Origin of the sequence: Nodosilinea sp. E11 (assembly GCF_032813545.1) — a bacterium.
Taxonomy (GTDB): Bacteria; Cyanobacteriota; Cyanobacteriia; order Phormidesmidales; family Phormidesmidaceae; genus Nodosilinea.
On sequence record NZ_CP136520.1, the window covers coordinates 3422801 to 3444836 of the forward strand.

Annotated in this window: 22 protein-coding genes; 8 read left to right on the plus strand and 14 right to left on the minus strand. The window is 57.7% G+C overall.

Annotated features, from left to right (window positions below):
- Positions 1–9 precede the first annotated feature (9 nt).
- From RRF56_RS17350 to rpaB, 9 genes are all read right to left on the minus strand, one after another.
- A complete protein-coding gene (locus tag RRF56_RS17350) occupies positions 10–1137 on the minus strand; it encodes a geranylgeranyl reductase family protein (RefSeq protein WP_317034415.1) in 1128 nt (375 codons plus the stop codon).
- A gap of 37 nt (positions 1138–1174) precedes the next feature.
- Positions 1175–2173 carry a homogentisate phytyltransferase gene (locus RRF56_RS17355; protein WP_317034416.1) on the minus strand — a complete coding sequence of 333 codons (999 nt, stop codon included), beginning with the start codon at positions 2171–2173 and terminating at the stop codon, positions 1175–1177.
- 94 nt (positions 2174–2267) lie between these two features.
- Positions 2268–3353, minus strand: a complete 1086-nt coding sequence (locus RRF56_RS17360; protein WP_317034417.1) for an AI-2E family transporter — start codon at positions 3351–3353, stop codon at positions 2268–2270.
- The gene (locus tag RRF56_RS17365) at positions 3343–3648 is read right to left on the minus strand and encodes a DUF2288 domain-containing protein (RefSeq protein ID WP_317034418.1); all 306 of its coding nucleotides are present in this window, start codon (positions 3646–3648) and stop codon (positions 3343–3345) included. The genes RRF56_RS17360 and RRF56_RS17365 overlap by 11 nt, the downstream gene beginning before the upstream one ends.
- 119 nt (positions 3649–3767) lie before the next feature.
- Positions 3768–4406: a lysophospholipid acyltransferase family protein gene (locus RRF56_RS17370; RefSeq protein ID WP_410510631.1), complete on the minus strand. Its 639-nt coding sequence runs from the start codon at positions 4404–4406 to the stop codon at positions 3768–3770.
- A gap of 70 nt (positions 4407–4476) precedes the next feature.
- The gene (gene fabD, locus RRF56_RS17375) at positions 4477–5367 is read right to left on the minus strand and encodes an ACP S-malonyltransferase (RefSeq protein ID WP_317034420.1); all 891 of its coding nucleotides are present in this window, start codon (positions 5365–5367) and stop codon (positions 4477–4479) included.
- A 165-nt stretch (positions 5368–5532) separates the two neighbouring features.
- Positions 5533–6516, minus strand: a complete 984-nt coding sequence (locus RRF56_RS17380) for a beta-ketoacyl-ACP synthase III (protein WP_410510632.1) — start codon at positions 6514–6516, stop codon at positions 5533–5535.
- Between the two features lie 15 nt (positions 6517–6531).
- A complete protein-coding gene (gene plsX, locus RRF56_RS17385) occupies positions 6532–7566 on the minus strand; it encodes a phosphate acyltransferase PlsX (RefSeq protein ID WP_317034422.1) in 1035 nt (344 codons plus the stop codon).
- Positions 7567–7620: 54 nt separating this feature from the next.
- The gene (rpaB, locus tag RRF56_RS17390; RefSeq protein ID WP_317034423.1) at positions 7621–8349 is read right to left on the minus strand and encodes a response regulator transcription factor RpaB; all 729 of its coding nucleotides are present in this window, start codon (positions 8347–8349) and stop codon (positions 7621–7623) included.
- A 300-nt stretch (positions 8350–8649) separates the two neighbouring features.
- Between rpaB and radA the strand changes: the two genes are divergently transcribed.
- Together radA and grxC are read left to right on the plus strand one after the other, a co-directional pair.
- Entirely contained in the window at positions 8650–10170 is a 1521-nt protein-coding gene (gene radA, locus RRF56_RS17395) for a DNA repair protein RadA (protein WP_317034424.1), read from the plus strand.
- 132 nt (positions 10171–10302) lie between these two features.
- Entirely contained in the window at positions 10303–10575 is a 273-nt protein-coding gene (gene grxC / locus RRF56_RS17400; RefSeq protein WP_317034425.1) for a glutaredoxin 3, read from the plus strand.
- 233 nt (positions 10576–10808) lie between these two features.
- Here grxC and hpf read toward each other — a convergent pair whose 3' ends face one another.
- Positions 10809–11459 carry a ribosome hibernation-promoting factor, HPF/YfiA family gene (gene hpf / locus RRF56_RS17405; RefSeq protein ID WP_317034426.1) on the minus strand — a complete coding sequence of 217 codons (651 nt, stop codon included), beginning with the start codon at positions 11457–11459 and terminating at the stop codon, positions 10809–10811.
- 155 nt (positions 11460–11614) lie between these two features.
- Here hpf and lipB point away from each other — a divergent pair, with 155 nt between their 5' ends.
- Positions 11615–12298, plus strand: coding sequence for a lipoyl(octanoyl) transferase LipB (gene lipB / locus RRF56_RS17410; protein WP_317034427.1), 684 nt, complete (start codon positions 11615–11617; stop codon positions 12296–12298).
- Here the strand turns inward: lipB and RRF56_RS17415 are convergent.
- The gene (locus RRF56_RS17415; protein WP_317034428.1) at positions 12267–12860 is read right to left on the minus strand and encodes a DUF721 domain-containing protein; all 594 of its coding nucleotides are present in this window, start codon (positions 12858–12860) and stop codon (positions 12267–12269) included. The two genes, lipB and RRF56_RS17415, sit on opposite strands and share 32 nt — an antisense overlap.
- Positions 12861–13095: 235 nt before the next feature.
- Here RRF56_RS17415 and RRF56_RS17420 point away from each other — a divergent pair, with 235 nt between their 5' ends.
- Positions 13096–14676 (plus strand): metallophosphoesterase family protein, encoded by a 1581-nt coding sequence (locus RRF56_RS17420; protein WP_317034429.1) that lies wholly within the window; start codon positions 13096–13098, stop codon positions 14674–14676.
- Between the two features lie 58 nt (positions 14677–14734).
- Positions 14735–15337, plus strand: coding sequence for a DUF924 family protein (locus tag RRF56_RS17425; RefSeq protein ID WP_317034430.1), 603 nt, complete (start codon positions 14735–14737; stop codon positions 15335–15337).
- Between the two features lie 158 nt (positions 15338–15495).
- Here RRF56_RS17425 and rppA read toward each other — a convergent pair whose 3' ends face one another.
- Positions 15496–16173: a two-component system response regulator RppA gene (gene rppA, locus RRF56_RS17430; RefSeq protein WP_317034431.1), complete on the minus strand. Its 678-nt coding sequence runs from the start codon at positions 16171–16173 to the stop codon at positions 15496–15498.
- Between the two features lie 94 nt (positions 16174–16267).
- Positions 16268–17782, minus strand: coding sequence for a glycerol kinase GlpK (gene glpK / locus RRF56_RS17435; protein WP_317034432.1), 1515 nt, complete (start codon positions 17780–17782; stop codon positions 16268–16270).
- 310 nt (positions 17783–18092) lie between these two features.
- On the opposite strand from glpK, the gene RRF56_RS17440 reads away from it, so the two are divergent.
- Complete coding sequence (locus RRF56_RS17440) at positions 18093–19187, plus strand: HhoA/HhoB/HtrA family serine endopeptidase (RefSeq protein ID WP_410510633.1); 1095 nt, start codon at positions 18093–18095, stop codon at positions 19185–19187.
- A 148-nt stretch (positions 19188–19335) separates the two neighbouring features.
- On the plus strand, positions 19336–19680 hold the full coding sequence (locus RRF56_RS17445; RefSeq protein WP_317034434.1) for a DUF4870 domain-containing protein: 345 nt from the start codon (positions 19336–19338) through the stop codon (positions 19678–19680).
- A gap of 35 nt (positions 19681–19715) precedes the next feature.
- On the opposite strand, the gene RRF56_RS17450 is transcribed toward RRF56_RS17445, so the two are convergent.
- Complete coding sequence (locus RRF56_RS17450; protein ID WP_317034435.1) at positions 19716–20798, minus strand: YheT family hydrolase; 1083 nt, start codon at positions 20796–20798, stop codon at positions 19716–19718.
- A gap of 107 nt (positions 20799–20905) precedes the next feature.
- Between RRF56_RS17450 and RRF56_RS17455 the strand changes: the two genes are divergently transcribed.
- Complete coding sequence (locus RRF56_RS17455) at positions 20906–21913, plus strand: Gfo/Idh/MocA family oxidoreductase (protein ID WP_317034436.1); 1008 nt, start codon at positions 20906–20908, stop codon at positions 21911–21913.
- Positions 21914–22036 lie beyond the last annotated feature (123 nt).

The following is a 22036-nucleotide window of genomic DNA, read 5'->3' on the forward strand; positions in this document are numbered from 1 at the left end:
AGGAAACCATTAAGACAGCAGGCCTCCACTCAGTCGTTGAATGGCCTTCTGGACGACTTGTCCATAGCTTAATTCGCCGCAGAATACCTTGACCATCGTGAGAGTGCTGGAGGGGCGTTTGATTCCAACTCGATAGGCGAGGGCGGGGGCTTGATAGACTAAGCGGGCAAGGCGTCTAGCCCAGCGCATTTCTTCGCCCCATTCTGTATTCATCACCTGGCTGTAGATTTCGAGGGCGCGATCGCGACCTGCTAGGGCTTGGGCGATCGCCTCCGCAGCCTTCATCCCGCTCCAGATTGAGGGTCGAATGCCCTCAGCCGTAAAGGGATCAACTACGCAAGCGGCTTCACCGGCCAATACAGCCCGGTGGGTATGCAAGACTTGAGGGCCATCCCAAACAAAAATTGGGTGGCCAAAGTGCTGCACAGAGCTGGTGTCAACGTCAAAAGCCGCAGCATAGTCAGCGACTGGAGTGCGTAGGTCTTGCTTGCGTTGGGGACCGGAACGAAAAACACCACCGCCAATGGAATAACCATCGGCTTTAGGGAAGTTCCACAGATAGCCCTGCTGAATGAGCCCTAGGTCAAAGTGCACAACTGGGTCCTCGGGGACAGTTAAGCGCGGCTCAGCCTCGAGGGCTGCTGCTAGTTTGTACTGGCGCTGGGGAAAGCCTAACCACTTAGCCATCGACCCGCGTGCCCCATCGGCGGCAATCAAAAAGCGCCCTTGCACCGGGCCACGACTGGTGTTGACTTGCCAGTGGTCTCCTTGGTTTTCAAGGCCTTGGGCCTTGGTGCCATCCCAGAGGGTAGCTCCCTGCCTTTGGGCCTGTTGCACAATGAAGTGGTCAAATTCGTCGCGGCGCACCATCCACAGGGCCTTTTCGGCAGGTAGCTCAGCATCAATGGGATCGGCCAGATCAAAGGTGTAGCGCACCTTGCGTACCTTGACAGAGATGGCTGGAGAAAAGTCAAAATCAAACCACTGGGCGACTTGGGGAGAGACACCCCCGCCACAGGGCTTATAGCGGGGCAGCTTGGCCGCATCGAGCAGCAGCACCTGATGGCCGACCTTGCTCAGGTGATAGGCGGCGGTTGCTCCGGCAGGGCCTGCGCCAACAATAATGCAGTCGTACATGGTTTGTTGCGTCCTTAGCAATCTCATCTGTTTTGCCCTAGGCCAGCCAGCACGCCAGGGGGAACATCAGGTATTGCAGAAAAAATAACTTCCAAATGAACTGATAGAACTGGGGGTAGGCTAGTTTTTTCGTCGGAGTCATGGCTTGACCAGGTCGGGGTACGCAACGGCTCATCCACCACAGCAGGGCCAGGGCGAGCAGATGCGACCCGATTAGAAAAATCTGATTGACGCCAACCAGCCAGGGAGCCGCCAACGCCATACCCAGATAGCAGGCAGTGAGGATCCCTAAGGCCACATTAAACACCGTGCGCTGCCCCAACTTGAGGGAGAGAGTACTGATGCCATAGCGCCGATCGCCCTCAATGTCGGGGATATCTTTAAACAGGGCGATCGCAATGCTAAACAGCAGAATAAACGCCGTCAAAGCCCAAACTCGACCAGGGATAGTCAGGGGGAGTGCAAGGCGATCGCTTATGTGCAGAAACAATCCCAGGTTTACGATTGCTCCCCGCACAGCCAAAATGCACACCGAGGCCCAAAACGGAAATCGCTTGAGGCGAATAGGCGGTAGCGAGTAGGCAGTGCCAATCGCCAAGCTGAGGCCCACAGTCGCCAGCAGCCAGGGACCACCGACTATGGCTACCACTATGGCTCCCAGGCCTGCTAGGCCGACAATCCAGCGACCGTCGGTGACCGAAAATTCTCCGGCGGCCAGGGGGAGGTGGGGCTTATTGATGCGATCGATGGCGATGTCTTCAAGCTGGTTAAGCCCCACGATGTAGAGATTGCCCAGCAGACAGGCCACCCAGGCAATGGCCACTACCCCGAGCCATACGCCGGGAGTGGGTAAGATCCTGTCCCTCACATCAGCTAAGACAACGGCCGCAATACCCAGGACACTAAGGCTAGTACCAATTACCGTATGGGGCCGCCAAAATTTCCACAGAGAGTAGAGCCAGGGCAAAGGAGTTTTGGTAAAGCGCAAACGGTTACTGGGAGGAACCGTGGAGTTTGGCGAAGCAGCGTTGGGCATAGATGAAAATAATGGTGCCAGAGCCTCAGTTCTCTAGCTTATCGGCTGATGGCTAGCTTAGCGGCAGCGCGCCCAGATCAACAGCGTTTTTGGGCTAATCTGCGGTGGGTTTACCCCGCATCGCTTCGATATCTAGCCAGGTAATGATCACGCCGGCTACGGGCACTGCCAAAAACAACCCTAACACTCCCGCCACTGTAACTCCTACAATCAAGGCAAAGAACATGACCACTGGGTTAATGTCTAGGGAATCTTTCATGATGTAAGGCAGCAGCAGGTTCTCTTCAACCTGTTGGAGGCTAACGCACACCACCAGCGCTTGAATGGCCAGCCATACCCCCTGGGACAGCAGCAGCAAGGCTACTAGCCCCACCCCTAGGGTGGCTCCAATGCCGGGAATGAGATCAAACACCCCGGCAATTAGTGCCAAAACCAAGGGAAAGGGGACACCCAAAATTAAAAATACGACGAAGGTGGAAACACCGAAGAAGATCGACAGCAGCAGTCGCCCCCAAAAAAAACCAAGTAAGTTGCGCTGTAAAACGGTATTAAATCGCTCTTTATGGCGAATGGGAACATTATTGAGGAGCCACCACCAAATTTTGGCCCCATCTAGCATCATAAACAGGGTGACTACCGCAATGAGAATAGCCAGCCCCAGGTTAGCTAAGGTCGATTGCAGTAGCCCCAGCCCGGTGGTTAGCAGTCCTACGGCTTGTTCTTGCACCTGGGGTTCTAGCCCCTCTAGGTTAACGGGCAGGTTCAGCGTTTCTAACAACTGCTCAAGCCCGCCAAACCAGGGGATGACCGAGTCAGAAAAGTCTTGGGCACTGGCGGCTAGCTGCTGCCCCTGAGAGAGTACGGCCATCCCCAGCGTTAGAGACAGACCACTGGCCAAGGCTAGGCAGACGATAAACACGGCGATCGCAGCTACCCCTCGCGGCATCCATCGGCTGAGCCAGCTAGCGGGGTAGTTGAGCAAAAACGCCACAATAGTGGCGGTGACAAACACCACTACCAGCACCTCAAAATAGACCAGGAGCTGAATCACCGCCCAACCACTGGCAAACAGCAGCAGAAACCGCACTAGGGCACTGGTGCTCAAAATAGCCCAGAGATTATCTCGGCTGCGGGGGGCTATACCTTGGGCCGTCTCTTCCTGATGCTCCTCAGTTTTCATGGGCGACGAGATCTTGCACCAGCACAAAGGGTTGAACAATCAATGATTGAAACTGCTTCTTCGCAGTCTGATCCCAAATCTCAAGCTGGAAGGGAGAGGGTTTGGTGATCAAGTCTTCGGCAATCCAGTGATTGACGGCGGTGGTGTTATCGGTGGCGATCGCCACCCCCACTTCAACTAAATCTAAGCTAGGGTCGATCACGACTACGGCCCCTCGATTGGCATGGGGGCTAATCCATGCCCAGTCAGCGGGAGCGACCATTTCTGATAGTTCGTGCTTGAGGTCTTGGCTCATGGGCTTGAGAATGCGCGAGTTTGTTACAGGCTACCAGATGACAAGCGGAGGGTGTAAGTAAGTCAGTGAGAGGCCTAGACGGTAGCAGGAGTAAGGCTTGAGCGGGAGAGTGGATGAGGTTAGCGGCCCAGGTCGTGAAGTCGGTGGATCTCGGTAGCGCATTGGGCCGTAAGGGCTTCTAACCCCTCGCGGGCGGTGGAAGGGGGAGGCGCAATGGGTGCGCCAATGCGAATCGTGAGGGGGACAGGGCGAGGGATAGAGGAGCCTTTTCTAAACACCCGATGGGTACCCCAGAGACTGACAGGCAGCAGCGGTACTTGAGCTTTAGCAGCAATTAACGCTGCCCCAATTTTGGGTGCGGGAATGCGACCATCGGGGGTGCGGGTGCCCTGGAGAAAAATGCCCACCGCCCAGCCCTGCTCAAGCTGTTTGAGAGCTTCGCGAATAGCGCTGCGATCGGCACTGCCCCGCTTGACTGGGTAGGCCCCGTAAAGGCGAATTGCCTGGCTGAGCACCGGCACCTGAAACAACTCCTCCTTTGCCATATAGGAGACTGGGCGACGCACCGCCGCAGACAGCAGCGGCGGGTCAAAGTCACTGGCGTGGTTGGCCACCACAACTAGCCCCCCGGCTTTAGGCACCTGGTCGGCCCCATAGACCCGGCCCCGAAAATACAAACCCAGCACGGGGCTAACCACCGACCATTTAAACAGGTGGTACCACAGCAGGTTTACAGGGGGTTCGCGATCGCGGCTCATCTCAGACCTATTCTGTAACACCATCACCGTCTTCTCCCACAACCAGAGAAATTTGGGGCCAGGACTGAGCTTAGCTCGCCAGTGTTGCTGTTTGCTCCAGGTTCCCCACATTGACTAGCGTTAATTCGCGGCAGGTGCGCTTGGTTAGCCCCGTGAGCACATTCCCCGGCCCCACTTCGATTACCGTGTCAATGCCTAGACCGGGCAACGCTAGGGTAATCTCACGCCAGCGAACCGACCCTGTCATTTGCTGCACCAGGCGCTGCTTCAACACGGCCCCATCGGTGGCAGGCGCGGGGTCTACGTTAGAGAGCACCGGCACCTGGGCGGTGGCAAAGAGAACCGGCTCTAGCACCGCCTCAAAGGTGGCGGCGGCATCGGCCATCAGCGGCGAGTGAAACGCTCCGCTGACATTGAGCTTGACGGCCCGCTTTGCTTTTATCCCTTCCATCACCGCTGTCACCGCCTCGGGAGTACCTGAAATTACCACCTGGCCAGGGTTATTGTCGTTGGCCAACACCACGCCGGGGGTAGCCTCAAGTTTTGCGGTTAGTTCGTCGGCATCAAAGCCCAGCAAAGCGGCCATCATGCCATCAGAGGCCTGAGACATCAACTCAGCACGGCGTTGCACTAGGCTCAAACCAGCGGCGAAGTCAAAGACTCCAGCCGCGTAGAGAGCCACATATTCGCCTAGGCTGTGGCCTGCAACGACCGCTGGAGAATGCCCGTTCTCTTTAAGGACATCAGCAAGAATGCTTTCTACCACGTACAGGCAGGGTTGGGTGTACAGAGTGCTAGATACTTTGTCGCCCGCATCTTGCACAACATCTAACACCGACCAACCCAGCACCGACTCGGCTTCAGCAAAACGCGATTGGGCGAGGGGAACGGTTGCTAGATCTGCCCCCATACCGATTGCCTGAGAACCTTGCCCAGGAAACACCCACGCTGCGTTTGCCATGCCAGTACCTTACTTACTCTGCAAAGCAATACTGTCTCACAAAATGTTCGTGTGAAACAGAGCGGCTTGGGGGCGATCGCTCCAAAGATGCAGCAACGGGTCAATGCCCCTAAACCAGAGGAGGCACCGGCTGTTACCCCAGCCTGGGCAGAAGTGAGAGCAAGACTATCCCCACTGGATAATAGCGGCCCCCCAGGTTAGCCCAGCCCCAAAGCCAGCGGTGGCAATCACATCGTCAGGCTGAATTTTGCCCGCCCTCACGGCTTCATCAAGGGCGAGAGGAATGGAGGCTGCGGAGGTATTGCCGTGGTTGGCCATATTGCTGACCACTCGTTCTGAGGGCACATCTAACCGATTGGCCACGGCATCGAGAATGCGCTGATTGGCCTGGTGTAAAACCAGCCAGTCAATGTCAGCAGTGGTGAGACTGGCGCGAAACAGAGCCTTCTCAATCACTTCAGGAACACGGCTGACGGCAAACTTATAGACCTCACGCCCGTTCATGGTGATAGGAGAAAACGTGCCTTTCTGAACAGCGATATCTTTTACCAAATCGGCGGATTCAGTTGCATAAGCAAGATTGAGGCAGTGGTTTAAGGTGCCATCGCTACAGAGTTCAAAGCCCAGCAGGCGATCGCGCTCACTTGCCCGCAGCACTACGGCCCCCGCCCCATCGCCAAAGAGCACACAGGTGGTGCGATCGTCCCAATCAACCCAGCGGGAGAGCACGTCGGCCCCGATCACGATCACATTTTTGAACACTCCGGTGCGGATGTATTGCGACGCCGTCACCAGGGCAAACACAAACCCCGAACAGGCCGCTGTCAGGTCAAAGGCCACGGCGCGCGTAGCACCCAGAGCCTTTTGCACCTGACAGGCCGTGCCAAAGAGATCGTCGGGGGTCGAGGTCGCCAGCACAATCAGATCGATCTCTTCAGCCGCCATGTCAGCCATCGCTAGAGCATTCTGAGCAGCTTCAGTGGCTAGTGAGGCAAGGGAATCTTGCGGGGTAGCTATGTGGCGCTGACGAATGCCAGTACGTGCCGAGATCCACTCGTCGGAGGTATCAACGCGCTGGCTGAGGTCATCGTTAGTGAGCCTTACGGTTAAGCAAGCCGAACCACTGCCCACCAGTGACACACCGGGCATAAACTGTTCCACGGGCTATTCTCCGTCTGCTGCGGGCATGGCAACCCGCTGGTACTGCGCCTGAATGCGGTCTTGAACGCGGTTGTCAACCGCCTCCTTGGCTAAGCGAATGGCGTTAAACACCGACGGTGCTTGAGAGCTACCGTGACTAATGACCGTCACTCCGGCTACGCCCAGCAGCAGCCCGCCGCCATGTTCCGCGTGGTCGACCCGTTGCTTGATGCGCCGCAGGTTAGGCTTCAAAATTGAGGCTCCAATTTTTCCGCGCACTCCCTGGGGTAGCTCTTCGCGCAAGATTTGCAGCACCGACTCGCCCACCGCTTCGGCAAATTTGAGCAGCACATTGCCCACAAAACCGTCGCACACCACGACATCAAACTGCCCCGAGAGAATATCTCGCCCCTCGGCATTGCCGGCAAAGGGAATGTTGGGGTTTTCTTCGAGCAGCTGGTGTGCTCTCAGTGCGGCATCGTTGCCTTTGCTGGGTTCTTCGCCAATGTTGATCAGCCCCACTCGCGGGTGCTCTACCCCCAGCACGTAGCGAGAGTAGATGGTGCCCATCATGGCGAACTGCTCTAGATATTTGGGACGACAGTCGACGTTGGCCCCCACATCTAGAATCAGCACGGACTTATTGGCCACTACGGTGGGAAACACGGCCCCGATCGCAGGGCGGTCAATGCCCTTGAGCCGCCCTAGCCGCAGCAACGCCGCCGCCATCGCCGCCCCTGAGTGTCCCGCCGATACCACGGCATCGGCCTGGTTGCGCTTGACCAAATCCATCGCTACGTTGATTGAGGCCTGCGGCTTTTTGCGCAGGGCGCTCAGCGGCTCTTCGTGCATCTCAATGCTGCCCTCGGCAGGCACAAGATCGATACCCTGGAGCTGCTCAGGGCTAGCCGTCGACGCCTTAATTTGGTCGATATCGCCGACTAGGGCTACATCGACATCTAGCTCAGCCTTGGCGCGAATGGCACCTGCAACAATCTCGCCAGGGGCGAAATCTCCCCCCATCGCGTCAATGGCAATGCGTGCCCGGTTAAAACCCATCGGCTAAATCTGTGTTGAAAAACTTGAGCAAATTCTAGCAGACTACCCTACCGACTATTCTTCACCCGGTTCCACTATCCGCTGAAACAGATAGCCAGTACCCCGAGCGGTGAGAATAAGTTCGGGGTTGCTAGGGTCGTCTTCGAGTTTGGCCCGCAGACGGGAAATGTGAACATCGACCACGCGGGTATCGACGTGACGCTCTGGGGTGTAGCCCCAAACTTCTTGCAAAATCTCGGAGCGGGAGAAAGGCTCTCCAGAACGGCTGACCAGCAATTCTAGCAGGCTGAACTCCATGCCCGTGAGGCGAATGCGCTCGTCGCCTTTATAAACTTGGCGCTTGTTAGTGTCGATGCGAATAGTGTTGACAGAGATGACCCCAGAACTGGGGATGCCAGTCATGCCAGTTTTATCGACCCGGCGCAGCACCGAACGAATGCGGGCCTCTAGCTCTTTGGGGGAGAAAGGTTTAACGACATAGTCGTCGGCACCCAACTCTAGGCCAGTGATGCGATCGGCCACATCGCCTAGGGCAGTGAGCATAATGATAGGGATGTCAGACTCTTTGCGTAGCTCTTGGCAGACACCGTAGCCGTCAAGCTTCGGCATCATCACATCGAGTACCACCAGGTCGGGATCGGCGTTGCGAAAGGTCTCTAGCGCCTCTTCGCCATCGGCGGCAGTAACAACGTCGTAACCAATCATCGATAGGCGGGTTTCAAGAATGCGACGAATGCTGGCCTCATCATCGACTACCAGAATCTTTTCTTTGTTATTTTCCAAGGCTCTCACGTCTCCCTACATAACGTCATATTCTATAAACAATCGCAACGTTTAATGATTAACTTTTGAAAGCTAACGCGTTGAGCACGCTACACAGCTACCGATACTGCGGGAGTCGGCTCCTGAAACGCTGCTGAAATCAGGACATACAACGCTTGTCTATTCTAGGTGTATTGATGTATTGATTCATGCCCCATGCTTGAAACATCTACGCTTTAGGCTTTTTTAAGCTTTATTGCGGAGTCACCGCCAGCCTGCAAGGCCAACTATTGCCCTCAGTTATGGTGGGCAGGGGAAAACATGGCTAAATCGCGCTCAATTTTTGTCTGCAACGAATGTGGGGCTGAGTCACCTCAGTATTTTGGCCGCTGCCCGGTGTGCAACAGCTGGAACGCCTTGGTAGAGCAAGCTCAGCCAGTGAAGGAGACGAGCGCTCGGGCGGCAGCCCTGGGGCGCAGCCGGGGCGGAGCGACAACCGCAAAAACCAGCCAGCCGCGCCTGGCCATGACCCTTAATCAAATTCAGGACCATCCCCAAGCTCGCTTGCCTTCGGGCTATGGCGAACTCGACCGGGTGTTGGGGGGTGGCATTGTGCCAGGGTCGCTGGTGCTGCTGGGGGGCGACCCCGGCATTGGCAAATCGACGCTGCTATTGCAGGTGGCAAACCAGCTGGCGGCCCGACAGCGGGTGCTGTACGTGTGCGCGGAGGAGTCGGGGCAGCAGGTGAAGCTGCGGTGGCAGCGACTGGGGCCAGTGGGGAAGGTGGGCAGTGAGGAAGTAGGGGGTAGAGGGGAGAATTCAAAGGGTAAAGGTCAAAAGGTCAAAAAAGAAGCGGCAGAAGATCCGGAGGTCTATGAAACTTCTGGTATGGAGGCGGTGGATTCTCAGCTGTTTTTGCTGCCGGAGATTGACCTAGAGACGATTTTGATGGAGCTGGAGTCGCTGAAGCCGACGGTAGCCGTGATCGATAGTATTCAGGCGCTCTACTACGCAGCGCTAACTTCGGCTCCTGGATCGGTTTCGCAGGTGCGGGAATGTACATCGGCGCTGATGCAGCTGGCGAAGCGATCCAATATTTCGCTGTTTATTGTGGGGCACGTGACCAAGGAAGGGGCGATCGCCGGGCCAAAAGTGCTGGAGCACCTGGTCGATACGGTGCTGTACTTTGAGGGCGATCGCTTTGCCAGCCACCGCCTGCTGCGCTCCGTCAAAAACCGGTTTGGGGCCACCCACGAGCTGGGCGTATTTGAAATGGTCGATCGCGGTCTTGCGGAGATCAGCAACCCCTCGGCCCTGTTTTTGGGCAACCGCGACGAGCAGGTACCGGGCATTGCCACCATCGTTGCCTGCGAGGGCACTCGGCCCCTGGTGGTGGAGCTGCAATCGCTGGTCAGCCCCACGAGCTACAGTTCGCCCCGTCGTTCGACGACAGGCGTGGAGTACAACCGACTACTGCAAATTTTGGCGGTGCTGGAGAAGCGGGTGGGCATTCCCCTCTCAAAGCTCGATGCCTACGTGGCGTCGTCGGGGGGGCTAGCGGTGGGAGAACCGGCGGCGGATCTGGGCATTGCGATTTCGGTGGTGGCCAGTTTTCGCGATCGCCTGGTAGACCCAGAGCTGGTACTAATCGGCGAAGTGGGCCTGGGCGGCCAGGTGCGACCGATCTCTCAGCTAGAGCTACGGCTAAAGGAAGCAGCCAAGCTGGGCTTTAAGCGGGCGATCGTGCCCAAGGGTCAGTCGGTTAAGGTCGATGGGCTGGAGATTGTGGAAGTGTCGCGGGTGGTGGATGCGATCGCCCACGCGCTGAAGGGGAGTGGGTAGGGGTCAGGTGTCAGGTGCTGGGGATCATGACTACCTAACGTTGTGAACCTCAAACCTGCGACCCTTACCCCTCTCCAGCATGAAAGGCTAAGATAATGTAAAGAAACTGAAACATTGCCTTGGAGGCGTGCCATGAACCCCACCGTCGAAATCTACACCTGGAGTAGCTGTCCCTTCTGTATTCGGGCTAAGCGGCTACTCGATCAAAAAGAGATTGACTACACTGAATACTGCATTGACGGGGACGAGGTGGCCCGCAGCGAAATGTCTCAGCGGGCTAACGGACGGCGATCGCTGCCGCAAATCTTTATTAACGATCACCACGTCGGTGGTTGCGATGATCTGTTCGCCCTCGATGCCCAAGGCGGCGTAGAGCCTCTGCTGTCAGCAGCCTCCGCCAGCTAACCTGCATTATTCATAACGCTAAGGCAAGGCCCGTCATTCCCGTGAAAACGGGTATCTACGCGAAGCAACCTGCTCCCGACTGGGTTCCCGCCTCCGCGCGCATGACACCTTTTAGCGCCTACTCGCGTGAATAATCCGCGCTAAGCGCCATTAACGCAAAGACCCGGCTTCTTCAGGAGATACACAGATGATTCTGTGCTCTAGGAAGAAGCCGGGTCTTTAGTTAGGCAAGCCTAGCTGTGGGCAGCGGCCTCAGCGGAGTGCTTGGCTGTGCTGTTGCCGTTGAGGTGGCCATTTGAGTTGGCTTTGCGGGGCTGAATTAGCCCATAACCGCCGTGGTTGCGCTCATAGATCACGTTCATTTCATGGGTTTCTGCATTGAGAAACATGTAGAAATCGTGGTCAATTACGCTGAGCTGCTCTAGGGCTTCGGTCACGGTCATGGGGGCCATGGCGAAGTACTTGGTCCGAATCACCTCCTCCGGCAGCTGAGGCTCACTGGTGCTGAGCACGCGAGAGACATCGGTTGCTGGCGCTTCGTTGAGATAGGCTTCGGTGGTTTTACCTAGGTTGCCCTGCATACGAGTGTTGCGCTTTTCTTTGAACTTGCGCAGCTGGCGGCTGATTTTATCGGCCACTAGGTCGATGCTGGCGTAGAGGTTTTCGTTGCTCTCTTGGGCTCTGACAACGGCACCGTCTACAAACAGGGTGACCTCAGCAGATTGGCTAGCCTCAATTCTAGGGTTTTTGGCTACGGATAGATGGACGTCAACCTCGTTGGTTAGGTGCTTGAAGTGGCTCACCGCCTTGAGGATTTTTTGTTCTACATGCTCCCGAATCGCGTCTGTGATCTCAATATTTCTGCCATGGATTACCAGCTTCATAAAGCGGACTCCTTGATACGTCGGCTCATGGTTTCACCCTAACACCTTGTATTCTGCACAACAGGGTCCGTTAGAATCCTTTGCATGGGTTGATAATTCTTGATTGCAAATCCCCGAAGAAATCAGCCATTCTCGATGATTTACGGTTGACAAGCATGGCGCAAAACCACAAGGGAGCAACGATTTCCTGCGATGTTTACGACCTGGGGCTCAGACCCTTTGTAGACGTCTGGAGGTTGCAAAAGGACTTAGTGCAGCGCCACCGCGAGCAGCCCCAGCCCGATCGCCTGCTGCTAGTCGAGCACCCCGGTGTCTATACTCTCGGCCAGGGCTCAACGCTGGATTACCTCAGGCAGCCCGAGGCGGCGTTGCCCTACCCTCTGTTTCGCACTGAGCGGGGTGGTGAAGTCACCCACCATTGCCCCGGCCAACTGGTGGGCTACCCAATTCTTGACCTAAAGCGGTACCAGAGTGACCTGCACTGGTACCTACGCCAGCTCGAAGAGGTGCTGATTCAAACGCTCGCTAGGTTTGGGGTAGTTGCCAGCCGCCAGCCGGGGCTGACGGGGGTATGGGTAGGCGATCGCAAGCTAGCGGCAATTGGGATTAAAGTCAGCCGCTGGGTGACGATGCACGGCTTTGCGCTCAATGTTTGCCCTGACTTAGCGGGGTTTCAGCCCATTGTGCCCTGCGGTATTGCCGATAAATCGGTGGGCAGCCTGGCCCAGTTTTGCCCAGGGGTAACGGTGGCAGTGGTGCGGCCTGTGATGATTGCCTGCTTTGGCCAGGTGTTTGGGGCTAGCCCGGTCATACAGAATGGCGACCCACTGGACCTTTGAGTCCGTGCACGGCGCAAATGCTACAGCGGCCCCAGCGCTTGAGTTCGCCCAGGGGGCAGGGGCACTGACACTGAGGACAGAGGGGTTGCTGGGCTGCGAGTTGCTGAGTCAGGCTAGCCCAGCGCTCAAAACTTTCTGTGGCTGTTTGGGGGCGCTGGGGCGATCGCGGAATGGCCCGAGGCTCAAAACAGGGATGTTGCCGCAGCCACTCTGGTACCTCTGGCAGGGCTGAAACAGCCGCTTTAGCAGAGGTACCAGCTTTGTTGTGTTTATACCAGTCGCCGCTAGAGAAGCGAATGTCTTGGAGTTGGAGCTGGAGGCGATCGTTGAGTTTGGCGAGAATCCTCAATCTCTCTAGGGTGAGGGTTTGTGCCCACATCGGGTTGGCCACGGCCACGTAGAGCACGTCTTGATCGAGGCGTACCGGAGCCGCCTGGCGGGCCACCCCTTCCCCCACCACGGCAGACCAGCTGTTAAGCACCCGACGATATTCCCCCCGCCCCCGCCAACGGGGCTGCTGCTCTAGGTGATGAATCACGCTATTGATCGAGTTCAGGGGCATAGCAAACTGGGGCGGGCAGAAACACAACCATAGCGTAGTCAACGGTAGCGCAGTGCAACCCAACAGATTGCCGTGATGCTGTTGGGGCAGGTGATAGCAACGGGGGCAGAAGCCTGTTTGGTCGTCGTCTGGCCCCCTAGGCAGTTCGGCAATTTTAGAGAACTCAGATTACCCTGAGTTTAGGCCTTTTGCTTTGGCCAGTCTTCAGCCGCCGCGCAACTTCATCCCTAGACCCATGGCTTCCATTCTTGACCCGCCCATTTTGACCAAAGTTGCCAAGATGAAGGAGCGTGTCTGTTGGCAGCATCCAGTTTTCATGGAGCGTCGCATTGACCAGACCCGCCTGATTCTCGAAGACGGTCACAGCGATGATGCGGCGTTTTCGTTTTTGGTGATTGGCGACAGTGGCTCTGGGCCGCACCCCGACCATCATCCCCAGCGGCGCATTGCCGAGCAAATGGTGCCCCATCTGCAAGACTGCCGATTTTTGCTACATACCGGCGATGTGGTGTATCAGGTAGGCTCTAGCGAGCAGTACCCCGAGAACTTTATTCACCCCTATCAAGAATGGCTCGTGGGGGGCGATCGCCCCGATCAAGTCGCCTTTGATGAGATGCTGTTTCGGTTTCCGTTTTTGGCGGTGCCAGGCAACCACGACTACTACAACCTACCTAGGCTATATAGCCTCTTGGTGCAGGTGAGCCGACCCGTGCGCCAACTGCTAAGGCTCACCCTCAACCCCAACGTAGGCTGGCGCGGCTCTGGGGTGGGCGATGCCTATGCGCGGGCTTTCTTAGACTATTTGAAAGGCATGCCCGCCGACCGGCTGGCCGATCACCTCGATCGCCACTACGGCCCCTGGAATGAAAAAAGCCTGGGGTTGCGCTACCAGCCGGGGCAGTTTACCCGCTTGCCCAACCGGTACTACACCTTCCGCTATGGCGGCATTGATTTTTTTGCCCTCGACTCCAGTACCTTTAACGACCCGGTTCTGTCGCCCCAACAGGCGATGAATCCGACCCATCGGCAGCGGCTGGCCGCTCAGCGGGCCGCTATTCAACAGCAGCAGCAGCAGGTGAGGGAAGAAGCCTTGCATCTGCAAAGCACCGACCCCCACGCCCAAGAGCGCTTAGACGACCTCCAGGCCAAGCGTGAGCAACTGGAGGAAATGCTGCTCGATATTGAAAAGCAGATTCACCCCGGCCCCACCGCCCTGGTCGATACAGAGCAACTGCTGTGGCTGCGGGATGCCCTAATTGCCTCTTGGCAAGACTCCTCGGTGCGGGGGCGCATACTCTTTTTCCACCATCCCCCCTACGTGACGGAAGCCACCAAGTGGGACCAGGGCCAGACTATGGCGATTCGCCAGAACCTGCGCTGGGTGCTCGACCAGGTGGCTGCTGCCGTACCCGAAATTGGTACCCACCGCCCGCCCGTTAACCTGGTGCTCAACGGCCATGCCCACTGTTTTGAATACATCAAGACCGAGGCGACGGGTTACGCCGATAGCCACATGAACTGCGTAGTCTGCGGCGGCAGCGGGCTGAGTCTGCGGCGGCAGCGCCCCGAAGGCACCATGCTCTATGAACCCCTAGGGGCCAATGCCGATGGCAAAATGGAGTTTAAGCTAGTAGCCAAATCGCAGCTGTATATTGGCTTGACGGGGCACAAAGCCAAGCGGCGGCGACCCTACTCGTTTGTGCGCATTGATGTCACCCCCGATCCGGTGCCTCAGTTTGTGTTGACGCCCTATATTTCGGAGCGATCGCACCAAGATTGGGAGGATTATGCCTTGGATCCGTTGGTGTTGAGTTAGCTGGTGGTTAACAATCGGATGGGGACAGGGCTGGGCCAGATCTAGGGAGACCTCTGCAATGGCAACGGAACACATTTCACCACAGGCCGAGGCAATTTTACGTTTTTGGTTTGGCGACCCAGCCGATGCCTCTGGAGAGTACGGCCAGCAGCGATCGGTGTGGTTTAAGAAAGACCCGGCCTTTGATGCCACCATGCGGCAGCTGTTTTTGCCAGAGTATGAGCAGGCGGCGGCAGGCGCACTGAACGACTGGCGCAACCAACCCCGCGCCTGTCTGGCCCTGGTGCTGTTGCTCGATCAATGGCCCCGCAATTTATTTCGCGGGGACAGGCGGAGCTTTGCCAGCGATGGCGCAGCTCTAAAAACAGCCTATTTTGCCCTGGCCCAAGGCTACGATCAGCAGGTTTTACCGGTGGAGCGCATATTCTTTTACCTGCCTCTAGAGCACAGCGAAGCGCTGGCGGATCAGGAACGCAGTGTAGCGCTGGCGCGATCGCTACACAGTGCCCACCCCGAATTTGCTTCCATCCTCGACTATGCTCTGCGGCACCAGCAAGTAATTCAGCGGTTCGGGCGATTTCCCCACCGCAACGAGATCTTAGGCCGCGCAACCACGGCAGCAGAGGCAGAGTTTTTGCGGCAGCCGGGGTCGAGGTTTTGATTGGGGCAAGGGGGCATGTGTCAGGTTTTAGGAGCAAGGTGACAACTCGATCCGAAATCTGAAACCTTGGACCCGATTAATCCACCCCTGCCCCTCCCAGGAGGGGATCCCAATACCTGGAACCCGAAACCCTGTACCCGAACTCCTGGCCCGTCCCCCTATCCCCCCAGCCGATAGCCTTTGCCGTAGACCGTGTGGATGATCGGCGGAGTGCCCTTGGGTTCGATCTTGCGGCGCAGCAGGCGTATTTGGGCCGCGACGACGTTGCTGCTGGGGGCGTCTTGGTCATCCCAGACGCCTTGGTAGATCTGCTCGTGGGTGAGCACTTGGTTGGCGTGGCGCAGCAGGTAGGCCAGCAGACGGGTTTCTTTTTCGGAGAGTTCGGCGGGTTGCCCCTGGCGATGGGCAAGCTGGTTAGCTTCGTCGAGGGTGAGGTCTGCGTAGGTGAACCGGGCTGGAGGAGGAGAATCTAGGTTGGGCGATCGCCGCAGCAGCGCCCGCACCCGCGCCAGCAGTTCGCGCAGCTCGAAGGGTTTGACTAAGTAATCGTCGGCTCCGGCATCGAGACCATCGACGCGATCGTTGAGGGTGTCTTTGGCGGTGAGAAACAGCACGGGGGTGGTGTCTTGGCGCGATCGCACCTGGCGACAAATCTCTAGCCCGCTCAGCCCCGGCAGCATCCAGTCGAGAATCAGCAGATCGTAGCCGCCCTGGCTGGCTAGCTTGCAGCCCGACTCCCCATCAGTAGACACATCCACCTCGTAGCCCTCACGGCTGAGCAGGCGACTGAGCGGGTCGGCCAGTTCTACTTCATCATCAACGAGCAGAATCTTCATGGGGAAGATAACGGGTTAAGGAATGGGATGTGGGAGGGGATAGTGCCCACCCGTTGGAAAACTATCCCCTAGTGTATGCCATGGTGAAATGGCCCTACTCGACCCAGTTTTTAGCTCGATCCACAGCTTTCGTCCACATGGCAAAGTTGTCCTGGGCTTCGGCTTGACCAATACCGGGTTCAAACACGCGATCGATCGGGCGGCTTTCTACCAGGGTGCGGTAGTCATGCCAGAAGCCCACCGCCAGCCCGGCGGCAAAGGCAGCTCCCTGGGCGGTGACATCGAGCACCTGGGGCCGCTCGACCGGAATGCCCAGCACATCGGCCTGAAACTGCATGAGGAAGTCATTGTTACAAGCGCCGCCATCAACCTTGAGCTGGCGGATGGGGGTACCGGCGTCTTGGTTGACGGCATCGACCACTTCTTTGACTTCATAGGCGATCGCCTCTAAAACCGCCCGCACCAGGTGTTCGCGTTGGGCCCCGCCAGTCAGCCCAAAAAACGCGCCCCGAGCGCTCATATCCCAGTGGGGGGCACCGAGACCGCTGAGGGCGGGCACAAAGTAGACGCCGTTGTTGTCGACGGCCTTTTGGGCCAAAATCTCGGTTTCGGCAGCGCTAGAGATCACTTGCAACCCGTCGCGCAGCCACTGAATGCAGGCTCCGGCGGTAAACATACTGCCTTCGATCGCATAGCCAATGTGAGGCCGTTTAGCATTGTCTGTAGCCTTCGACCAGGCCACGGTGGAGAGCAGGTGGTTCTGCGATCGCACTACGTCATCGCCAGTGTGAGACACCAAAAATGCGCCCGTGCCGTAGGTGCATTTGAGCAGGCCAGGGCGATCGCAGCCGTGGCCGTAGAGGGCTGCCTGCTGGTCGCCAAAAATCGCCGCGATCGGAATTTCAGTACCCAAAATAGACTTGTCGGTGTGGCCAAAAATCCCAATACTGGGCTTGATCGTCGGCATGATGTGGGGCGGAATGCCGAACAGATCTAGCAGTGTGTCATCCCACTGACCGCTGGAAATATTTAGCAGCATGGTACGACTGGCACTGCTGTGATCGGTGGCATGCACCTGCCGCCCAGTCAGATTCCACAGTACCCAGCTATCAACGGTGCCCGCCAGCACTTGGTCAAAGTCTACCGGGGGATCGGCTTCTTTTTTGGCCTGCTCTAGCAGCCAGGCCAGCTTGGTCGCCGAAAAATAGGCGTCGAGCACCAGGCCGGTGCGATTGTAAATTTCGCCCGCTTTACCCGCTTCGCGCAGCTGATTGCACAGAGGCGCAGTGCGACGATCTTGCCAGACAATGGCGTTAGAAAGGGGCCGCCCGGTGCTGCTGTCCCACAGCAGGCAAGTTTCACGCTGCACCGTGAGACCTAGAGCCGCAATATCCGTCGGCTTCAGACCAGCCTTAGCAATCGCTGCGCCCATGGCCCACTCGATTTCTTCCCAAATTTCACGGGCGTTATGCTCAACCCAGCCCGGCTGTGGATAGTACTGAGTTAGCTCCCGGTAGGCTTGGCCAGCGATGTCACCCTTCCGATCAAACACAATCGCCCGGTTGCCGGTGGTGCCCAGGTCCAGGGCCATGATGTAGTTAGCAGTCATCGTACCTGTGGTTGGCAGCGCCCAAAGCGTAGCAAATTACGCCAAGCCCTGCCCCTGTCGTAAGGTAGGTTCTCACGCCGTCATGGGTGAGAACCTCGCCGCTATCCGTTATCCTTCGGCCCTGCCCACTCAGAAGTTCGGTATCCCCCTCCCCCGCTGAGCAGGCACTTGTGAAACAATTTTGATTAATCAATGGGAAACTACCCCCTTGCTGTTGCGCGTCAAAATTGTGTTTAGGAGGCTTGCTCCCTTGAAAAAAGGACTTTGGATACCCCTGAAGCAGTTGCTGGTTACGGTGCTAGCGGCGGTCATGATGCTGGTTGGGGCGATCGCACCCCCCGCCTATGCCCAAACTCCGGCCACAGCAGCCATTGGCAGCGAAAGCTTCGTCGCGGCAGCGGTGCGAGAAGTTGGCCCAGCGGTGGTGCGTATCGACACCGAGAAAACCATTACTCGCCAGACTCGCGATCCCTTCTACGAGGATCCCTTCTTGCGCGATTTCTTTGGCGGCATGCCTCGCCAACCCCAGGAAGAACTGCTGCGGGGTCAGGGGTCAGGGTTCATCATTGACAACACCGGCAACATTCTCACCAACGCCCACGTAATCAACGGAGCCGATCGGGTGGTAGTCACTCTCAAAGATGGCCGCAGCTTTGATGCGATCGTCGAAGGGGTAGACGAAGTCACCGATCTGGCCGTGGTCAAAATCGACGACGGTGAGGACGATTTGCTGCCGGTGGCGACCCTAGGTGACTCAGACCAGGTCGTCGTAGGCGATTGGGCGATCGCCGTGGGCAACCCCTTGGGCCTCGACAACACCGTCACCCTGGGCATTGTCAGCACCCTCAAGCGCACCAGCAGTTCCGTGGGCATTCCCGGCAAGCGCCTAGAGTTCATCCAGACCGATGCTGCCATTAACCCCGGTAATTCTGGCGGGCCACTGGTGAACCAGCGGGGCGAAGTGATCGGCATCAACACCGCCATTCGCGCTGACGCCATGGGCATTGGCTTTGCCATTCCAATCAATAAGGCGAAGGAAATTAAAGACACGCTGGCGCGGGGCGAAACGGTAGCTCACCCCTACATTGGTGTGCAGATTGCCAACCTCACCCCCGAGCAAGCCAGGCGCAACAATGCCGATATCAACTCTGGGCTGGTCCTGCCGGAGGTCGATGGTGTGTTGGTCATCCGCGTGCTGGAGGGTACCCCCGCTGCCGACGCCGGTCTGCGCCGGGGCGACGTGATTTTGCAGGTCAATGGCACTTCAATTCGCAGTGCCGACAATCTCCAGGTCAAGGTTGAAAACACTAAAATCGGCGACGCCATTGAGCTAAAAATTCAGCGGGGCGATCGCCCCCTCACCCTGCAAGTCAAAACCGCCGAACTCCGGGAGCAAGCTGACTAGCGCCGTCCTACCACCTTGCGGAGAGAGCCTGGTCTATCCAGAAAGGCCTAGAAAGCTGGGCTAAGGCCGTTCTTTTCCCTGACCCAACGACTGTTCCCAACGACAACCACTACAACTCATTCACTACAACTCATTTAGGAGACCGACCATGCAATCGACTGAAGACACCGGTACCCGTAAACTTCTCTCCGCTGTTAGCCACGCCTCAATTTTTCTCAATGCTTTGGTGCTGTCCATCGGCGTGCCGATCGCCATTCTGCTGATCTCTGAAGATACCGTGATCAAAGACAGTGCCAAAGAGGCGATCAACTTTCACTTAAACATGTGGTTCTGGTGGACCGCCGCTGGCATCTTGGTCTGGCTGCTGGTGGGTATTCCCCTGCTGTTTGTGTTGGGCATTGTCAACTTCATCATGCCGATCTTTGGCATCATTCACAGCCTCACGAAGCCCAACACCGTCTTTCGCTATCCCCTGATCCTGCGTCTGTTCTAGCGGGGTCCCTGCTAGGGGCATTGCAGGCAATGCCCCTACGTCTTCGTTTGCGTTGACCCACCTACCCTCTCCACCCAGTCCAGCGCTCGGTTCCACGCCCACCACGGATCACTGTCTCCGGCTTGGCGTTGACCAGCGCTGCTGCTGTAGTAGCCCACGTGGCCACCGTGGTTGGTCAACACTAGATCGAGGGTTGGATTGGCCGCGTCAATGTTTTGGAGGTCGGGGATGATCTCTGGGCTAAACATGGGGTCATCGGCGGCGTAGAGAATCAGGGTAGGAATGGTCAAGTCGGCCATGAATGGCAGGGGACTGCTGGCGGCGTAGTAGTCTTCGACTGAGGCAAACCCTAAGCGAGCGATCACCAATTCGTGGTCAAAGCCCCAAATGTTATTGGCGCGATCGATGGCAGCTAGGTCAAAGTGAGCGGGGTGGGCCTGGTATAACCGCTGGGCGAGGCGCTTGAGTTCTCGTGAGATCGCCTTTTCAAGCTGGCTTCTCAACGGCCCCTGGGTTAGATACTTCAGCGATCGGTTGGAGTCAAGGCTGGGGCACACCACCGCTACCCCGCCCACCTCTCCCGGCTCGAGACCGATTTCTGGCGATCGCTGCATAGCGGCCTTGGCCCCCCACAGCGCTAGCTGCCCACTGAGGGAATACCCCATGAACCAAAAGGGCGGCGCACAGCCCAGCGCTTTAGCCTGGGCGGCCAGGGCCACGTAATCGTGTCCTTCGTAGATGCCGTCCGAGGTGAGGGTGGGCGACAGCTCACCCGTTTTGCCATGGGCGCGCCAGTCAAACACCACAATGCCGTAGCCTCGGTGATAGGCCTTGCGGCTGAGAATTTCTAGCTGCCATTGGTCGTCGAGGCTGCCAGTAATGCCGTAGGTGGCGATGATGGTGCCTTTAGCTCGGTCAGGGACTGCCCAGCGGCCAAAGATCGGCACCTCCCCATACCCTTTGAAAATATGGTCTTGGTAGGTGATCGGCCCTAGGGTAAAGCCCCGCTGCCAAGACCGGTTAGCCACCAGGGAGGTGTAAAGGGTCATGGCTAGACCGTTCTGCAAAAACCAGGGGGGTACAAAGGGGGCTGCAAAGGGGTGCAGAAAAGCAGGCATAGAACCGGGGGTAGACTGCCTACAGCATTTCAGAGAAAGCCAATCGCGACCATCCCCCCAACGGAGAAAAAGGTAGGATGCGATCGCAGCAAGGGAGTACTGGGGTAATGGCTGAGGGCAGGATAGCGGGTGAGCAGGTGCGAGTAGGCATCGTGGGCACTGGGTTTGTGGCTCGCCTGCGGGCCGAAGCACTACAGACTATAACCGGAGCGCGCTTGGTCGCCGTTGCCGGGCATAGCGCCGCCGACACCGAGGTCTTTGCCCAGCAGTATGGGGCTGTGGCCCTCAAAACTTGGCAAGACCTGGTCGACTACCACGATCTCGATCTCGTCATGGTTTGCCACATCAACCGCGACCACGACACTGTAGCGGCGGCGGCCCTCCACTGCGATCGCCACGTCGTGGTCGAGTATCCCCTGGCCCTGAGTAGCGAGGCGGCCCAGCCCCTGCTGTCCCTGGCTGAGACCAAGCAACGGCTGCTCCATATCGAGCACATTGAGTTGCTGGGCGGCACCCACCGCGCCCTCAAGACCCATCTACAAGCCGTGGGGCAACCCTACTACGCCCGCTACTGCACCTTGGCCCCCAATCGGCCTGCCCCCCCAAAGTGGACCTACTGCCCCGATCTATTTGGCTTTCCTCTGGTGGGGGCACTGTCGCGGCTACATCGGCTGATCGACTGCTTTGGCCCCGTGGCTCGGGTCTACTGCCAAAACCACTACGCAGGCTTTTATACCGGCCCAGACGCCATTCCCTACTACACCACCTGCCTGTGCACCGCTCAGCTCACCTTTGCCACCGGCCTGATCGCCGAGGTTGTCTACGGCAAGGGAGCCGATGTCTGGGCCACTAGCCGCCGCCTAGAGGTGACGGGCAACCAAGGCCATCTCTGCTTTGAGGGCGACCAGGGCACCCTCAGCGATGCTGACGGGACTCATCCCATTGAGGTAGGATCGCGCCGGGGCCTATTTGCCACCGATACTGCCCAGGTCATCGACCACTTACTCACCGGGCAAGCACTCTACTGCCATCCTGCCGCCAGCCTGTATACCTTGCAGGTGGCCACTGCCGCCCAGCGATCGGCAGCCACCGGGCGAGTGGTAGAGGTAGCCTAGGCCGGTAGCGACGACCCGCTGTCCACCTTGCCTCAGTGAGCGCCACGGCTGTGATGCTTCACCCTCCCTATCAGGAACGGTTACAGACCTATAATGACTGTCTTGGTGGTAGCCAAATTAGCT